The sequence below is a fragment of the Cryobacterium sp. M25 genome (genome assembly GCF_002929635.1).
GTDB classification, from domain to species: Bacteria; Actinomycetota; Actinomycetes; order Actinomycetales; family Microbacteriaceae; genus Cryobacterium; species Cryobacterium sandaracinum.
In genome coordinates, this window is record NZ_PJJU01000019.1 from 1 (window position 1) to 15,153 (window position 15,153).

16 protein-coding genes and 1 pseudogene are annotated in these 15,153 nt (G+C 63.1%); 9 read left to right on the top strand and 8 right to left on the bottom strand.

Translation table 11 applies throughout. The annotated features are described in order from the left end of the window. Positions 1-214: transposase (locus CXY81_RS00425; protein ID WP_146067570.1), on the top strand; the 214-nt coding region annotated here is incomplete at its 5' end. Between the two features lie 147 nt (positions 215-361). Here CXY81_RS00425 and CXY81_RS00430 read toward each other — a convergent pair. The 5 genes from CXY81_RS00430 to CXY81_RS00450 are packed head-to-tail and all read right to left on the bottom strand — an operon-like array spanning position 362 to position 5,372. Next, positions 362-1,192, bottom strand: a complete 831-nt coding sequence (locus CXY81_RS00430) for a methyltransferase domain-containing protein (protein WP_104193635.1) — start codon at positions 1,190-1,192, stop codon at positions 362-364. Positions 1,193-1,222: 30 nt separating this feature from the next. After that, complete coding sequence (locus CXY81_RS00435; RefSeq protein WP_198411969.1) at positions 1,223-2,842, bottom strand: ubiquinol-cytochrome c reductase cytochrome b subunit; 1,620 nt, start codon at positions 2,840-2,842, stop codon at positions 1,223-1,225. After that, complete coding sequence (locus CXY81_RS00440) at positions 2,839-3,912, bottom strand: ubiquinol-cytochrome c reductase iron-sulfur subunit (protein ID WP_104193636.1); 1,074 nt, start codon at positions 3,910-3,912, stop codon at positions 2,839-2,841. The genes CXY81_RS00435 and CXY81_RS00440 overlap by 4 nt, the downstream gene beginning before the upstream one ends. Before the next feature lie 55 nt (positions 3,913-3,967). Continuing rightward, the gene (locus tag CXY81_RS00445) at positions 3,968-4,780 is read right to left on the bottom strand and encodes a c-type cytochrome (protein ID WP_104171129.1); all 813 of its coding nucleotides are present in this window, start codon (positions 4,778-4,780) and stop codon (positions 3,968-3,970) included. Positions 4,781-4,802: 22 nt separating this feature from the next. Continuing rightward, entirely contained in the window at positions 4,803-5,372 is a 570-nt protein-coding gene (locus CXY81_RS00450; protein WP_241977815.1) for a heme-copper oxidase subunit III, read from the bottom strand. Between the two features lie 204 nt (positions 5,373-5,576). Here CXY81_RS00450 and trpD point away from each other — a divergent pair, with 204 nt between their 5' ends. Beyond that, positions 5,577-6,629, top strand: coding sequence for an anthranilate phosphoribosyltransferase (gene trpD / locus CXY81_RS00455; protein WP_104193637.1), 1,053 nt, complete (start codon positions 5,577-5,579; stop codon positions 6,627-6,629). Positions 6,630-6,658: 29 nt separating this feature from the next. Here the strand turns inward: trpD and CXY81_RS00460 are convergent. Both CXY81_RS00460 and CXY81_RS00465 read right to left on the bottom strand, forming a co-directional pair. After that, positions 6,659-8,099, bottom strand: a pseudogene (locus tag CXY81_RS00460) (FGGY family carbohydrate kinase). 123 nt (positions 8,100-8,222) lie between these two features. Beyond that, entirely contained in the window at positions 8,223-8,987 is a 765-nt protein-coding gene (locus tag CXY81_RS00465; RefSeq protein WP_104193638.1) for an MIP/aquaporin family protein, read from the bottom strand. 224 nt (positions 8,988-9,211) lie between these two features. Between CXY81_RS00465 and dhaK the strand changes: the two genes are divergently transcribed. The 5 genes from dhaK to CXY81_RS00485 all read left to right on the top strand — a co-directional run bounded on the left by dhaK (position 9,212) and on the right by CXY81_RS00485 (position 12,928). Beyond that, a complete protein-coding gene (dhaK, locus tag CXY81_RS00470; protein ID WP_104193639.1) occupies positions 9,212-10,213 on the top strand; it encodes a dihydroxyacetone kinase subunit DhaK in 1,002 nt (333 codons plus the stop codon). 19 nt (positions 10,214-10,232) lie between these two features. Then, positions 10,233-10,871, top strand: a complete 639-nt coding sequence (dhaL, locus tag CXY81_RS00475) for a dihydroxyacetone kinase subunit DhaL (protein ID WP_104193640.1) — start codon at positions 10,233-10,235, stop codon at positions 10,869-10,871. A 1-nt stretch (position 10,872) separates the two neighbouring features. Next, positions 10,873-11,559 (top strand): dihydroxyacetone kinase phosphoryl donor subunit DhaM, encoded by a 687-nt coding sequence (gene dhaM, locus CXY81_RS00480; protein WP_104171135.1) that lies wholly within the window; start codon positions 10,873-10,875, stop codon positions 11,557-11,559. Between the two features lie 52 nt (positions 11,560-11,611). Beyond that, on the top strand, positions 11,612-11,905 hold the full coding sequence (locus CXY81_RS15930) for a hypothetical protein (RefSeq protein ID WP_146067571.1): 294 nt from the start codon (positions 11,612-11,614) through the stop codon (positions 11,903-11,905). Positions 11,906-12,229: 324 nt separating this feature from the next. Continuing rightward, a complete protein-coding gene (locus tag CXY81_RS00485) occupies positions 12,230-12,928 on the top strand; it encodes an HdeD family acid-resistance protein (RefSeq protein WP_158251960.1) in 699 nt (232 codons plus the stop codon). Here CXY81_RS00485 and CXY81_RS00490 read toward each other — a convergent pair. After that, positions 12,813-13,604: an SDR family oxidoreductase gene (locus tag CXY81_RS00490; RefSeq protein WP_233193898.1), complete on the bottom strand. Its 792-nt coding sequence runs from the start codon at positions 13,602-13,604 to the stop codon at positions 12,813-12,815. The two genes, CXY81_RS00485 and CXY81_RS00490, sit on opposite strands and share 116 nt — an antisense overlap. Positions 13,605-13,720: 116 nt before the next feature. Between CXY81_RS00490 and CXY81_RS00495 the strand changes: the two genes are divergently transcribed. Then, positions 13,721-14,197: an NfeD family protein gene (locus CXY81_RS00495; RefSeq protein ID WP_174843659.1), complete on the top strand. Its 477-nt coding sequence runs from the start codon at positions 13,721-13,723 to the stop codon at positions 14,195-14,197. Positions 14,198-14,217: 20 nt separating this feature from the next. Further along, a partial coding sequence (locus CXY81_RS00500; RefSeq protein ID WP_369828306.1) for an SPFH domain-containing protein occupies positions 14,218-15,153 on the top strand: 936 nt, incomplete at its 3' end.

The window sequence follows — 15,153 nt, forward strand, 5'->3', positions numbered from 1 at the left end:
CTTCGTGAAACTCCAACGCTCCATCGTCAAGCACCGGGCCGCGATCCTTGCATCGATCGAGCACGGCCTCTCCAACGGCCGGATCGAATCCGTCAATACCAAGATCCGACTACTCACCCGAATCGCCTTCGGCTTCAAATCACCCGACGCCCTCATCGCCCTCGCCATGCTCAGCCTCGGCGGCCACAAACCCGCACTCCCCGGCCGGGATTAACCCACGGTTACGACAGGAGAGCCNGTTACGACAGGAGAGCCGGGATTCTCGGGTATTCGCGTCTTCCCGGCCCGTCGGGGTACGATTCTGCCAGAGTCTCCGTCGAATTCGTTCAGGTCGTAAGATGCTTCGCGTGGTTGCCGGGCTTCAGATCGTGATGCGACGGTAGCCGAGTAACTCGAAGGACGCCGTGACGGTCTGCACGCCACTCAGATGGTCCGTCAGCGCGTCGACATCCGTGTGGTGGGCGGACGGACCCATCCCGATTAGAGCGGATGCCTGGGCGAGGTTGAGGCGCAGCGAATACGACAACTCGTTCCGTGTTTCCAGTTCGAAGGCGGGGGACAGCGCCTCGGACAGGTGCTCGCCTTTGTTCGCGGGCACGTCCAACGCCAGACCGGACGCCCAGAGCTCCTGCAGGTGGGACGCCTGCGGCACGACGACGACGAGCAGGCCGTCTTCGCGCAGGACCCGGTGGAACTCGGACGGGTTCCGGGGAGCGAAGACGTTCAGGATTACATCTGCTGACGCGTCCCGCACCGGCAGCGGGGACCAGACATCCGCCACGAGCCCGTCGACGTTGTCTCGGCCGCTCACTGTGCGCCTGATCGCCACGGGGGAAAGGTCCATGCCCAGGGCGCGCGCATCTGGACAGAGCGCGAAAACCCCCTGCAAGTAGTATCCGGTTCCACAGCCGATGTCCATGACCCGGGAGGGGTTCTCAGCCGCCACCCGCTCAGCAAGGCGGCTGCGCAGCGGCTCGTACCAGCCGGTCTCGAGGAAAAGTGCTCTCGCGTCTACCATCGCGACGCTGTCGCCGATCAGCCGGCGCGCACCGCCTGCCAGTGACACGTATCCGCGCTTGTTCACGTCGAAGGAGTGACCGGCCCCGCAGCGCAGCGTCAGCGGCCCGGCGGGGGAAAGCGGAAGAAGACAGTTTGGGCACCGAAGCCACTCCGACAGGGTCTGGAGGGACATCGATGCCCGTTCTGTGTTCGCGGCCGGAGCCTAGTGGTGGTGGTCGTGCGCCCGTTCGAGTTCAGTGGTCGATACCGGTTCGATCCGGTCCTCGAAGAACCAGCGGGACAGTCCGGCACGAGCCTTTTGGCCCACCGTGATTTTGCCCTTGGCGTTCGGGCGGATCATGAGCGGCTTGTAGTCGTTGTAGCTGACCAGCTTCCAGCGCTCGTATTCATCAACGGGCTGGTGAACCTCGATGTACTCGCCACCGGGTAGACGCACGATACGCCCGGACTCGTAACCGTGCAGAACGATCTCACGGTCCTTTTTCTGCAAAGCCAGGCAGATACGTTTCGTCACGAAGAAGGCGATGAAGGGCCCCACAATCACCAGGAACTGCATGGTGTGGATCACGCCTTCCATCGTCACCTTGAAGTGCGTTGCGATGATGTCCGAGGAGGCCGTGGCCCACAGCGCCGCGTAGAACGTGACTCCGGCGGCACCGATGGCGGTGCGTGTCGGGGCGTTCCGGGGACGGTCGAGGATGTGGTGCTCACGCTTGTCTCCGGTGACCCACCCCTCGATGAACGGGTAGATAAGCACGACCAGGATGAACAGGCCCAGCGACACCAACGGGATCAGGATGTTGAAGGACCAGGTGCGATCCAGCCAGACCATCTCGAGTCCCGGCGGGATCAGGCGCAGGGCGCCGTCAGCGAAACCGATGTACCAGTCCGGCTGTGTTCCGGCCGAAACGGGGGAGGGATCGTAGGGACCGTAGTTCCAGATGGGGTTGATCGTAAACAGCGACGCCATCAACATCACGATGCCGAAGACGATGAAGAAGAAGCCACCGGCCTTGGCCGCATACACGGGAAAAACCGGGTAGCCGACTACATTCTGGTTGGTGCGTCCGGCACCGGGGTACTGCGTGTGCTTGTGTACGACGACGAAGAGCAGGTGCATCGCGATCAAAGCCACGATAATGGCCGGCAGCAGCAGAATGTGGAGGGAGTACAGGCGTCCGACGATCGCCTCGCCCGGGAACTCTCCGCCGAAGAGGAGGAACGAAATCCAGGTTCCGACCAGCGGGATGCCCTTGACCATTCCGTCGATGATGCGCAAGCCGTTTCCGGAGAGCAGGTCGTCGGGGAGGGAGTAGCCGGTGAATCCTTCGGCCATGGCCAGGATGAACAGAACGAACCCGATGACCCAGTTGAGCTCGCGCGGCTTGCGGAACGCACCGGTGAAGTAGATGCGGAGCATGTGCAAGCCGATTGCAGCCACGAAGAGCAGTGCTGCCCAGTGGTGGACCTGGCGCATGAGGAGCCCGCCACGAATATCAAAGGAGATGTCCAGGGAGGATGCCATCGCGGCAGACATCTCCACACCCTTGAGTGGCATGTACGAACCGTCGTACTCCACCGGCGTCATCGAAGCGCTGAAGAAGAACGTGAGGAACGAACCGGACAACAGGATGATGACGAAGCTGTAGAGGGCAACCTCACCGAGCAGGAAAGACCAGTGGTCGGGGAAGATCTTGCGACCCAGTTCCTTAACCGCGGTCGAAATGCTGGTGCGTTCGTCGATGTAGTTCGCGGCGGCCCCGGTGAGGCCACCGGACTTCTTTGTTTCGACCAGGTCAGTAGTCGTAGTTGCAGTGCTCAATTCCGCTCCCAGAAGCTCGGTCCGACGGGTTCAGTGAAATCACTTTGTGCAATGAGATACCCCTCGGAGTCTACCGTGATGGGCAGCTGCGGCAACGGGCGCTTGGCCGGTCCGAAGATGACTTCGCACTGGTTCGTCACATCGAACTGCGACTGGTGACAGGGACACAGGAGCGTGTGGGTCTGCTGTTCATAAAGCGCGACCGGGCATCCGACGTGCGTGCAGATTTTTGAGTAGGCAACAATGCCGTCGTACGACCAGTCCTTCTTGTCGGCGGGCTCATTGATATCTTCCGGCTTCAGCCTCATCAGGAGAACTGCGGCCTTGGCCTTCTCTTCGAGTTTGCCGTGGCCGAGGTCCTGCAGTCCTTCGGGAATCACGTGGAAGGCCGAGCCGAGGGTGACGTCGGAGGCCTTGATCGGTGTGCCCGTGGGGTCGATCGCGAGCCTGGTGCCCTTCTTCCACATGGTGTGTTCGAGAGCTGCAGCCGGATTGGTGTCCTGCGGGCCCAAGCCGCGGAATAACACGACGGCCGGCAGCGGAAAGGCGATCAAGGCACCGATGAGGCTGTTTCGGATGAGCGTACGGCGACCGATGCCCGATTCAACATTGGCCTCGTGAAAGATCTCGACCGCGCGTTCGCGGGTCTCGTCGGACCCCCGCACCGGGTGGCGCTCGTCGACGCCTTCGTGGTCGAACATGAGCGCCTTGCCCCAGTGCACGGCGCCGATGCCGATTGCCAGCAGGGCGAGAGTGAGGCCGAGACCAATGAAGAGATTGTTCAGACGAACCGAATCCGGTTCCTCAGGGATGATCGGGAAGACCATATACGCCACGATTGCGAACACACTGCCCACGATCGACAGGTAGAAGAGCGTGTAGACGGTTCGCTCGGCGCGACGCTCCGCGCTGGGGTTGAGGTCGGTGACGCGCAGTCGGTGCGGGGGGAGACCCGGATTGGCCACGGCATCCCGTACGACGACGGCGGTGCCTGCGGGAGCCCCCTCATGCCCGACGCTCGACGAGTCAGCAGCGGTCAAGTCCTTCCCGCTGTTATCGTCCTTGGCCATTGTTCTCCTTCATCGGAATTCTCATAAAACAGTTTGTGTCAGACCTGGTCGGTGATCAGTTCGACTTGGCGGTGATCCACACCGTCAGGGCAACGATGGACCCAAGACCGAAGATCCAGAGGAAAAGACCTTCCGAGACCGGTCCGAGGGCGCCCAGAGCGAATCCACCGGGGGACGGGTTGTTGTCCAGATACTTGAGGTACGTGATGATGTCCCGCTTGCTCTCCGGGGAAATGTTCATGTCGTTGAACACGGGCATGTTCTGCGGGCCGGTGACCATGGCCTCGTAGATGTGCTTCTCCGTAACCCCGGCCAGGGCAGGCGCATACTTGCCCTGAGTGAGGGCACCACCGGCGCCGGCGACGTTGTGGCACATCGCGCAGTTGATGCGGAACAACTCGGCGCCCTTGGCGGCATCGCCGTCGGCGTCGAGGAGAGACGGATCCGGAAGTGCCGGACCCGGCGCGAGGGACGCCACGTAAGCGGCGAGGGATACGATCTGCTCGTCTGTGAACTGGACGGCCTTCTTCTCAGCCTGCGGTCCGTTCAACTGCATCGGCATGCGTCCGGTGCCCACCTGGAAGTCGACCGATGCAGCGCCGACGCCGATCAGGCTGGGGCCAGCATTGGTGCCCGCTGCTTTCAATCCGTGACAGGTGGCGCAGTTGGCCGCGAAGAGTTTCTGCCCTTCGCCGACGGTCTGCTGCGACGCAGCGTTCGTCTCCGCACTGGCACTGCTCGTGCTGAAAGCCGCGTATGCGCCTCCGGTGAAGAGGAGTCCGATCGCGATGAGGGCGACGCTGGCAAGTGGGCTGCGACGGCCCGCTTTGCGACCGTCGGACTGCTTCGGTGTGCTAATCGTGGTCATACGTGGTGTCCACTCCGACTTTCTATTTAAGAACGTAAATGACGAGGAACAGCCCGATCCAGACAACGTCGACGAAGTGCCAGTAGTACGACACGACGATGGCGCTCGTTGCTTCCTTGTGACCGAAGTTCTTGACCGCGAAGGCGCGCCCGATGACGAGCAGGAACGCGATCAGGCCGGCAGTCACGTGAATACCGTGGAAACCGGTGGTGAGGTAAAATGCGGATCCGTACGCGTTGCTGGTAAGCGAGACGCCCTCGGAAACGAGAGTCGCGTACTCGAAGACCTGACCGGACACGAATATGGCCCCGAGGGCGTAGGTGAGGAAGAACCACTCGACCATGCCCCACTGGCTCGGTTTCCATCCGGTCGAACGCGATTGCAGGCGTTCTGCCGCAAACACTCCGAACTGGCAGGTCACCGAAGAGGACACGAGGATCAGCGTGTTCACAAGGGCGAATCCGAAGCCGTGCTTCTCCGTCTCGAATAACCACAATTCAGGCGACGTCGACCGCAGCGTGAAGTAGATGGCGAAGAGCCCGGCGAAGAACATGACTTCGCTGCCCAACCAGACGATAGTGCCAACAGCCACGCTGTTGGGCCGGTTAACAACGGGCGCATTGACCGTGTAAGTAATTGATGGACTCGTCACTCTTCCATTATGGCCGATTTGCGTATCGGTTATTGTCATCGGGGCGGACCTGTCGCTCAATTACCGGAATGACTACCTGATTGGAACAAACGCGCCCCGGGAAGCGAATTCGGGACAGATCGTCGATCTCGCTAAAATCTATCCATGCTTGAAATTCAGTCCTGGCCAAACGTCCTCAGTGCTCTGCTTTCGGGGGAGGACCTCAGCGTCTCCGATGCCGCGTGGAGCATGGAGCAGGTCATGCTGGGGGAGGCAACTCCGGCGCAGCTGGCCGGCTTCCTCGTAGCTCTGCGCGCCAAGGGCGAAACCGTGGACGAAATCGTCGGGTTTCGGGATGCGATCCTCGACCATGCCGTACCGCTGGCGGTGAACCCGATGGCCCTGGACATCGTCGGCACTGGTGGGGATCGGTTCGGCACCGTCAACATCTCGACGATGGCCTCCATCGTCTGCGCCGGGGTCGGCGTTCCCGTGATCAAACACGGGAATCGAGCCTCAAGCTCGGCATCCGGTTCGTCGGACGTGCTTGCTGCCCTCGGCATTGACCTGACGCTGTCTGCCGACAGGGTTGCTGCCATTCTGGATACGGCCGGGATCACCTTCGCCTTCGCTGCCGCTTTTCACCCGGGGTTCCGTCATGCAGCGCTTGCGCGCAAGGAGCTCGGCATCCCAACAGTGTTCAACTACCTCGGCCCGTTGTGCAATCCGGCCCGTCCCGAGGCGTCAGCAGTGGGAGTCGCAAACCTGGACCGAGTTCCGCTCATCGTGGGTGTATTCCAGACACGCGGGGCGACGGCCCTGGTCTTCCGCGGTGACGACGGTCTCGATGAGCTGACCACGACGGGCCACAGCCATGTCTGGGAGGTGTCGCGGGGCCTCGTGACGGAGCACGACATCGATCCGCGTGACCTGGGAATCCGACGGGCCTCGATCAATGAGCTCGTTGGCGGGGACGCTGAGCACAATGCGGCCGTCGTTCATTCAGTGCTGGCCGGTGAGGTCGGTGCGGTGCGTGACATCGTCCTGCTGAACGCGGCCGCCGGCCTGGTCGCGTTTGACCTTGCAAACGATCCCGCGCAGTCTCAAGTCAATATTATCGAGCGCTTTCGCACTAAAATGATTGTGGCCGCGGAGGCAGTCGACTCCGGTGCGGCCACGGCCAAGCTCGCTGAGTGGGTCGCGGCCAGTCGGGTGTGACCCGGCTGGCCCAGACAAAACGAGACGAGCTAGACGACGTCTTCGTCAACCCAGCCGAACGTCTTGGTAACGGCCTTCTTCCAGTTGCGCATCTGTCGGTTCGGCTCTTCTTCGCCCATTTGCGGGGTCCACCGGCTGTCCTCCTGCCAGTTGGCCCGCAGTTCGTCAAGGTCACCCCAGAACCCGACCGCCAGTCCGGCGGCGTACGCGGCGCCGAGAGCCGTGGTTTCGGCCACGACCGGTCGCACCACTAGCACGCCGATGATGTCGGCCTGGAACTGTATCAGCGTGTTGTTGCCGATCATGCGCCCGTCAACCTTCAGCTCGGTCAATGGAACACCCGAGTCGGCGTTGACCGCGTCCAGGACCTTCCGGGTCTGAAACGCGGTCGCCTCGAGGGCGGCGCGGGAGATGTGGCCCTTGTCCACGAATCGGGTCAGGCCGACGAGGGCATCACGGGCGTCCGAGCGCCAGTACGGCGCGAAGAGTCCGGAGAAGGCGGGCACGAAGTAGGCGCCGCCATTGTCATCGACCGTTTTGGCAAGCGTCTCGATTTCCTCGGGGGTACTGATCATTCCCAGATTGTCTCGCAGCCTCTGCACGAGGGAGCCGGTGACCGCGATGGAGCCCTCCAGCGCATAGTGGGGTTCGGCGTCGCCGAGCTTGTAGCCGAGCGTGGTGAGCAAACCGTTCTTGGAGTGGATGATATCGGTGCCCGTGTTGAAGATCAGGAAGTTACCGGTGCCGTTGGTATTCTTCGCCACACCTTGGTCGAAGGCCGGCAATGGCCGCTCGCGATGCCGTAGACCTCGGACGAGGAACGAATCTCGGGCAGCATCGACTTGGGTACCCCGAAGGCGGCGAGGATGTCGTCGTCCCATTGCAGAGTCTCGAGATCCATGAACATGGTGCGGCTGGCGTTGGTCACGTCCGTCGCCTGCACGCGCCTTCGAGACCGCCGGTCAGGTTCCACAGCACCCAGGAGTCCGTCGTGCCGAACATCAGATCGCCGGCTTCGGCCTTGTGCGCGCGTCGTGCACGTTCTCGAGAATCCAGACGATCTTCGTTCCGGAGAAGTACGTCGCCCGGGGGGAGCCCCACCTGGGCCTTGAACCGTTCGACTCCGCCGTCGGTGGCGAGACGGTCCACGATGGGCTGGGTGCGGGTATCTCACCAGACAATCGCGTTGTGGACGGGCAGCTCGGTGCGGCGGTCCGAGACCACTGCGGTCTCATGCTGGTTGGTGATTCCCACGGCCTCGATGTCATACCGAGTCAGGTTCAACTTGGACAAAGCCTGGCCGATCACTTCACGGGTGTTGTCCCAAATTTCCATCGGGTCGTGCTCGACCCAGCCGGCCCGGGGGAAGATCTGCTCGTGCTCGTGCTCGAGCTGACCGATCGCGATCACCGAGCCTGCTTTGTCGAAGATGATCGCTCGGGAACTCGTGGTTCCCTGGTTGATTGCGATGACGTACTCGGCCTTGAAATACCTCCTTGGATTGCGAGAATCGGTGCTTGACGCGGCGCACGCCGCTGCGTGAAGCCACACAGTGCGGGCCGATTCAATGACTGAACCAGCCCGCGGGAAGGATTACGTGAGGACGGGCAATAGGAACAGGGAAGCCCATCCGGCGAGCATGCCGCCAATGACCGGACCCACGACAGGAACCCAGGAATATGCCCAATCAGACGTTCCCTTGCCCTTGATCGGCAGGACGAAGTGCGCGATGCGGGGCCCCAGGTCACGAGCCGGGTTGATGGCGTATCCGGTCGGCCCACCGAGCGAGGTGCCGATGACGATAACAAGCAGCGCGACGGGCAGTGCGCCGAGCGCGGCCAGTCCGCCACTCTCGCCCTGGCGCCCGCCACCGAAAGCCAGAACGACGAAGACAAGCACGAATGTGCCGATGATCTCGGTTGTCAGGTTCCAGCCGTAGGAGCGGATGGCCGGACCGGTCGAGAAGACGCCGAGTTTGTTGGCGGAGTTGGGCTCAGCGTCGAAGTGCTGTTTGTAGGCCAGCCAGCAAAAGACGGCTCCGACGAAGGCGCCGAGGAACTGACCCGCGATGTAGGTGAGGACAGACAGGAAGTTCACGGGAACGCCCGAACCGAACTCCGTTGCACCCGATGTCACCAGGCCGAGGGTGACTGCCGGGTTGAGGTGTGCGCCAGAATTGTAGGCGACGATGACGCCGGCGAAGACCGCGAAACCCCACCCGATGGTGACCATGAGGAATCCGCCGCCAAGGCCCTTGTTCTTGGCCAGCGCGACGTTGGCGACCACACCGGTTCCGAGGAGGACGAGTATCCCCGTGCCCAGCACTTCCGATAAGAATACGACTCCAATATTGTCCACGTTGACCTTTCTTGGTGAGGCTGGAGATGCCGGAGCAACCCTGAGCGGTGAGCGATCGGCGTTACCATAGCGCGGCGATTAACGCAGCGGAATGGGCCGGTGGACGCGTAATTCACCGCCCCTTACCGGCAGCGAGGGCAGCGCGTAGGTTGAGCCTGGAGTGCACAGCGCTCCACAACAGCCCGTCGACGGGCCGTCCAACCACCTCGATCGAAGGAAGAGACATGAAGAAACTCGTCAATAATCCCAAGAACGTCGTCGCTGAGGCCGTGGCTGGGTTCGGCGCGGCCCACGCCGATATCGTCCGGATTTCGACGGAACCGATCTACATCGTGCGCACGGAAGCTCCCGTTGCCGGGAAAGTGGGTCTGGTCAGCGGAGGAGGAAGCGGACACGAGCCACTTCACGGTGGGTTCGTCGGGTTCGGGATGCTGGACGCAGCCGTACCAGGGGCCGTTTTCACCTCACCGACACCCGACCCGATCCTCGCCGCGACGAAGGCGGTCGATGGGGGAGCGGGGGTGCTCCACATCGTCAAGAACTACACCGGGGACGTCTTGAATTTCGAGACCGCCGCCGACCTCGCCGCCGCGGACGGAATCGAGGTCCGCTCGGTGATCGTCAACGACGACGTCGCCGTGAAGGACTCGCTGTACACGGCCGGGCGACGTGGTGTGGCCGGAACGGTCCTGGTCGAGAAGATCGCTGGAGCGTCGGCTGAGCGCGGAGACGCCCTGGAGACCGTCGCCGCGATCGCAGAGAGGGTCATCTCCGGTGTGCGTTCGATGGGTGTGGCGCTGACGCCGTGCGTTGTTCCCCACGCCGGGGAAGGCAGCTTCACGCTCGCCGACGATGAGATCGAGATCGGGATCGGCATCCACGGCGAGCCGGGGCGCGCGCGCATCAAGCTGGAGCCGGCCGACGCCATCGTCGACCGGCTCCTCGGCCCTATCCTTGAGGACATCCCGTTCGTAGCCGGGGACAAGGTGCTTCTCTTCGTCAACGGAATGGGCGGCACACCGCAAATCGAGCTGTACATCGTGTTTCGACGGGCCGCCGAGGTGTTGGCCGAACAGGAGATCGAAGTATCCAGGACACTCGTCGGGAACTATACGACGTCTCTCGAGATGCAGGGAACATCCATCACCGTGCTGAAACTCGATGCCGAATTGACTGCCCTGTGGGATGCGCCGGTCCAGACGGCAGCGCTACGGTGGGGACGATAGGCCGGTAGAAGGAGATCCAATGAATTTAGACGGCACGTGGGCGAAAGCCTGGATCAGGACCAGTGCGGCGGTAATGAATGAGCACCGTGTGGAATTGATTGATCTGGACCGTGAAATCGGCGATGGTGATCATGGCGAAAACATGGACCGCGGTTTCCAGGCGGTGCTGTTGAAACTCGATGACCTTGCGTCCGAGGCGAACCCCGGGGACGTCTTCAAACTCGTCGCAACCACGTTGATCTCAACCGTGGGCGGTGCGGCGGGTCCACTGTACGGAACAGCGTTCCTCAAGGCGGCCGTGGCCATCTCCGGCTCGGCTGACCTTGACGGGGCCGCTCTAGTCGCACTCCTGGCGGCCGCGCGAGACGGCATCGTCCTGCGCGGCAAGGCGGAGTCCGGAGACAAGACCATGGTCGATGCCTGGACTCCGGCGGTCGACGCCGCCGAAGCAGCCCGTGCCGACGGTGCGAACGACCTGGCGATTTTGATGGCGGCGGCAGCTGCTGCCGAGGCAGGGGCAGAGGCGACGGAACCCTGGGTTGCGCGCAAGGGACGGGCTAGCTACCTCGGCGAACGGGCCATCGGTCACCGCGACCCGGGAGCGCAGTCTTCGGCCCTGCTGTTGCGAGCAGCTGCCGACACCGCAGCGACCGCTTGAAATGACCGCCACAGAGGGGCTTGTCGGCCTCGTTTTCATCTCCCACAGCTCGAAGATCGCCGACGGTCTCCTCGATCTGGCAACCCAGATGGCACCCCAAACGAGGATGGTCCCGGCCGGTGGGACAGACGACGGGGGTATCGGCACGAGCTTCACGAAGGTGGTCAGCGGCATTGCACAGGCTGACGCCGGCGCCGGCGTCGTGCTCCTCTGCGACCTGGGCTCCGCGATCCTGACGGCCGAAACCGCGTTGGATTTCCTCGGAGACGCGGCGCGTGCCCGAGTACGAATCGTGGATGCGCCTCTGGTCGAGGGTGGTGTGGCTGCGGCCGTCGCCGCTGAGATTGGGGGAGACATCGAGTCTGTCGTGCGGGCCGCGCAATCCGCAGCCGGGGCCGTCTCCGCACCTGGGGCGGAACCAGCGCTGCCGCCGGTGGTCACTCGAACCGTTACCCTGGTGAACAAGGATGGTCTGCATGCCCGACCGGCTGCTGACTTCGTGAAGCTCGCCAGTACGTTCGAGGCACGAGTCACCGTGAACGGCAGGGATGCATCCAGTCTGCTCGCCGTGATGTCACTCGGACTCATCCGCGGCATGACCGCGAAGATCTCCTCCTCGGATGAGGCCGGAGCGGCAGCCGTAGCCGCTCTGGGAGACCTTCTGGAATCGGGTTTCGGAGAAGAATAGACGCAAAGCACACACACCTGGTCGATTTTGCAACTCGGCGTAGTCTGAGCGCATGGTCAAAGACAGGAAACCGCCGGTGAGCAGTCCTACTCGTCACTCCGACCGAGTGGACCCGCGATTCGCGGATACGGACGTGCCGACCGATCTAAAGGAATGCCCGGTCTGTGGGCAGACCATGCGTGCACATTTGATCGAGCGCGGCGCCCATGACACTATCCTTACGTGCCCCGTGCCGCATCCGGGCGCGTGGGACCGGGACGCGTTCCTGCCCGTGAACGAATTCGGGATGGTCCAGCGCCCGCACGAACCGGAGAACACCGACAAGGAAATCGACCGCCCAGAATGAGTCCGGCGGCGGCGGTTCGGCTGACTGTCGCCGAATGTCTGCACAAGGGTCCTAATCCACCGCTGGACACACTCGGGCACGATGCGGGACGTTTCGGAAGTGATCCTATGCCTCTCGTGGTCAGGCGAAAGCGTCGTCTGTGCTGACATAATGTGCATTATCGGTCAACCAGTAGAGAGGTCTGGACGTGTTGGCCGGACTCGACTACTTTGTGCGACACGGCACGTTCCCAGAATCCAAGAGGCAGCTGAAATGCCCACTACCGTTACGGCCTTCGATCTGTCGTTGGATTAGAGACCGCTCAGCACGTCAGAAATCACCGGTGTGCGCCTGGCCATCGCTGGCACCGGCCTGCTGGCCCTGGTCGTCGGCATCCTGATCCTGTCCTGGCCGGACGCCACCGTCGCCTCCCTCGGGATCCTGTGCGGCCTGTACTTCTTGATCAGCGGCATCGTTCACGTAGGCCGAGGATTATTCACACAGGGTGCGTCCGGCGGTAGCCGGGTTGTGAACATCCTGCTCGGCGTGCTGCTGATCGTCGGCGGTATCGTGGCAATCAGAAACCCTCTGGACACCCTGGCCGTGCTCGGGATGCTTATCGGGATCTCCTGGATCGTGGAAGGTGTGGCCGGATTGGTCGAGACGGCTCCGGACTCCAGCAGGTGGTTCGGTGCGGTCTTCGGCGCCATCGCCGTCGTGGCCGGCGTCGTGGTGCTCTTCTCCCCCGTCGAGTCGGTCACCATTCTGGCCACGATCGGTGGAGTGTTCCTCGTTCTGTCCGGGATCATCCAACTGGCGCAGGCCTTCACGTTCGGCCGGGGTCGGCCGGCGACACTCGATACGGCGAAGCGGCACGGAGCGGCCGCACAGCATTCGCCAGGCCGCACTGCACGTGCTGCCCGCGACGTCAGTTTCGACTGGCGGCTTCGCCGACGTAGTCCGCGATGTCCCCGACGTACCTGGTGTTGTTCTCCGGCACGGCCTCGACGGCCGCCAACGCAACCTCGGCGCCGAATTCGCTGACGTTGTACAGCCGGCCGGCGGCATCCTTACGCGCGGTCATGGTGCCCGGGCTGGCTCGCTCGAGCAGGACGGCGGTGACCGTGCCCTCGATGATGTCGCCGGAGACAACGACGAAACCGATGCCGGCCTCGGCGAACTCGGGGATGAGGGCGCGCAGTGCGTCCTCGCCGGCGCGCTTGCTCCGGGCGACCGGCTCGTATTCGGCCATGGTGGTCGTGGTCTCGACGAAGTGGGCCTGGTGGCTGGTGACGAACACCACGCGGGCACCCGGAGCCAGCAAGGGCCGTGCCGCGTGCAGCAGGTTGACCTGGGCGTCCCGGTTCAGCTGCATGGCGTAATCCTCGGCCATGCCGCTTTCCATGCCACCGGAGGCGTTCATGACGAGGATGTCGAGGCCGCCGAACTCCGCGCGGATGGTTTCGAACATGGACTCGACGGATGCAGCATCCGTCAGATCTGCGCCGACCGTGATTGCCGTGCCACCTGCGGCGCGGATCGCATCGGCGACCTTGATCGCCCGTGCCTCCTTGTTGCGGAAGTTGATCGCGACGCTGGCGCCCGCCTCGGCGAGGAGGCCGACGGTGGCCGCTCCGACACCACGGGACGACCCCGTGACCAGGGCGCGTTTGCCGGTGAGAGAGCCGGCGTCGAGGGGATTTTTGGGTGCAGTAGTCACAACGCCCAACCCTACCAACATGAGCGGCGGGGCTCAGCCTCGGCCAGTCTCGACTCCGGCCAACGAGCAGGTGATAGCTTCGACAGGGAAACGTCACGTGAGAGGCTACAAAATTGATGGCTGACCTGACCGACTATTTGTGGATCGTGTGGCTCGTCTTCATCCTCGTCTGTGTGATCATCGAGCTGCTGTCTCTCGAGTTCACCTTTCTGATGATTGCTGTCGGCAGCCTGGCCGGCCTGGGGGCGAACCTGCTGGGAGCCGTGTGGTGGCTCCAGATCGTCACGGCCGCCGTGGTATCCGTGCTTCTCATCCTGCTCATACGCCCGGTTCTCCTGCGGCTGATGAGGAAGGGTGCCGATCACACACCGAGCAATGTCGCCGCACTGCTCGGCATGACCGCACAAGTACTGTCCACCGTTCGCCCCTCTGGTGGAATGGTCAAACTGGCCAACGGCGAAACCTGGACAGCCCGCCTCTCCCCCGACACCGACACCGACACGCAATCCGCCGAACCCGGTGAGATTGTTCGCGTGACCGCGATCGAAGGCTCCACCGCCGTCGTTCTACCCTCGGAAAGGAACATCACATAGTGCTCTCCACCGGTGAATTCATTGGGCAAATCTTCATTGCCGCCCTCCTCTTGCTACTCGGGGTGTTCGTCGTCGTCGTTCTGGTCCGGGCCATCAAGATCATCCCGCAGGCCAACGCCGGCGTCGTCGAGCGTCTGGGCAAGTATCACAAGACGCTCGAGCCGGGCCTGAACATCCTGGTTCCCTTCATCGACCGGGTGCGACCCTTGCTGGACATGCGCGAACAGGTCGTTTCCTTCCCCCCGCAGCCGGTGATCACGGAGGACAATCTCGTGGTGTCCATTGACACCGTGGTCTATTTTCAGGTCACGGATGCACGTGCCGCCACCTACGAAATCGCGAATTACCTGGGCGCGGTCGAGCAGCTCACGACGACGACCCTGCGCAATGTGGTCGGTGGCCTCAACCTTGAAGAGGCGCTGACCAGCCGCGACAATATCAACGGGCAGCTGCGGATCGTGCTGGACGAGGCGACCGGCAAGTGGGGTATCCGAGTCGGACGGGTGGAGCTGAAGGCGATCGACCCGCCCCTGTCCATCCAGGATTCGATGGAGAAGCAGATGCGCGCCGAGCGTGACCGCCGCGCGGTCATCCTGACCGCCGAGGGCACGAAGCAGTCGGCGATTCTGACGGCCGAGGGAGCTCGGCAGGCAGCCATCCTGTCGGCGGAGGGTGACGCGAAGGCAGCCGTTCTGCGCGCCCAGGGTGAGGCGGAGGCCATCACCACGGTATTCAGGGCGATCCACGACGGTGACCCGGATCCGAAGCTCCTGGCCTATCAGTACCTTCTGACCCTCCCCAAGCTCGCGGAGGGCAGTGCGAACAAGTTGTGGATCGTGCCCAGCGAACTCACCGCCGCGATGAACGGCATCGGGGCGGCGTTCGGCCATGCCGTCGGCGGCTCGGCCGCCCCCGCGCCGACCGGGCAGGCCGCGCAGACCGGGCAGGCCGCGCAG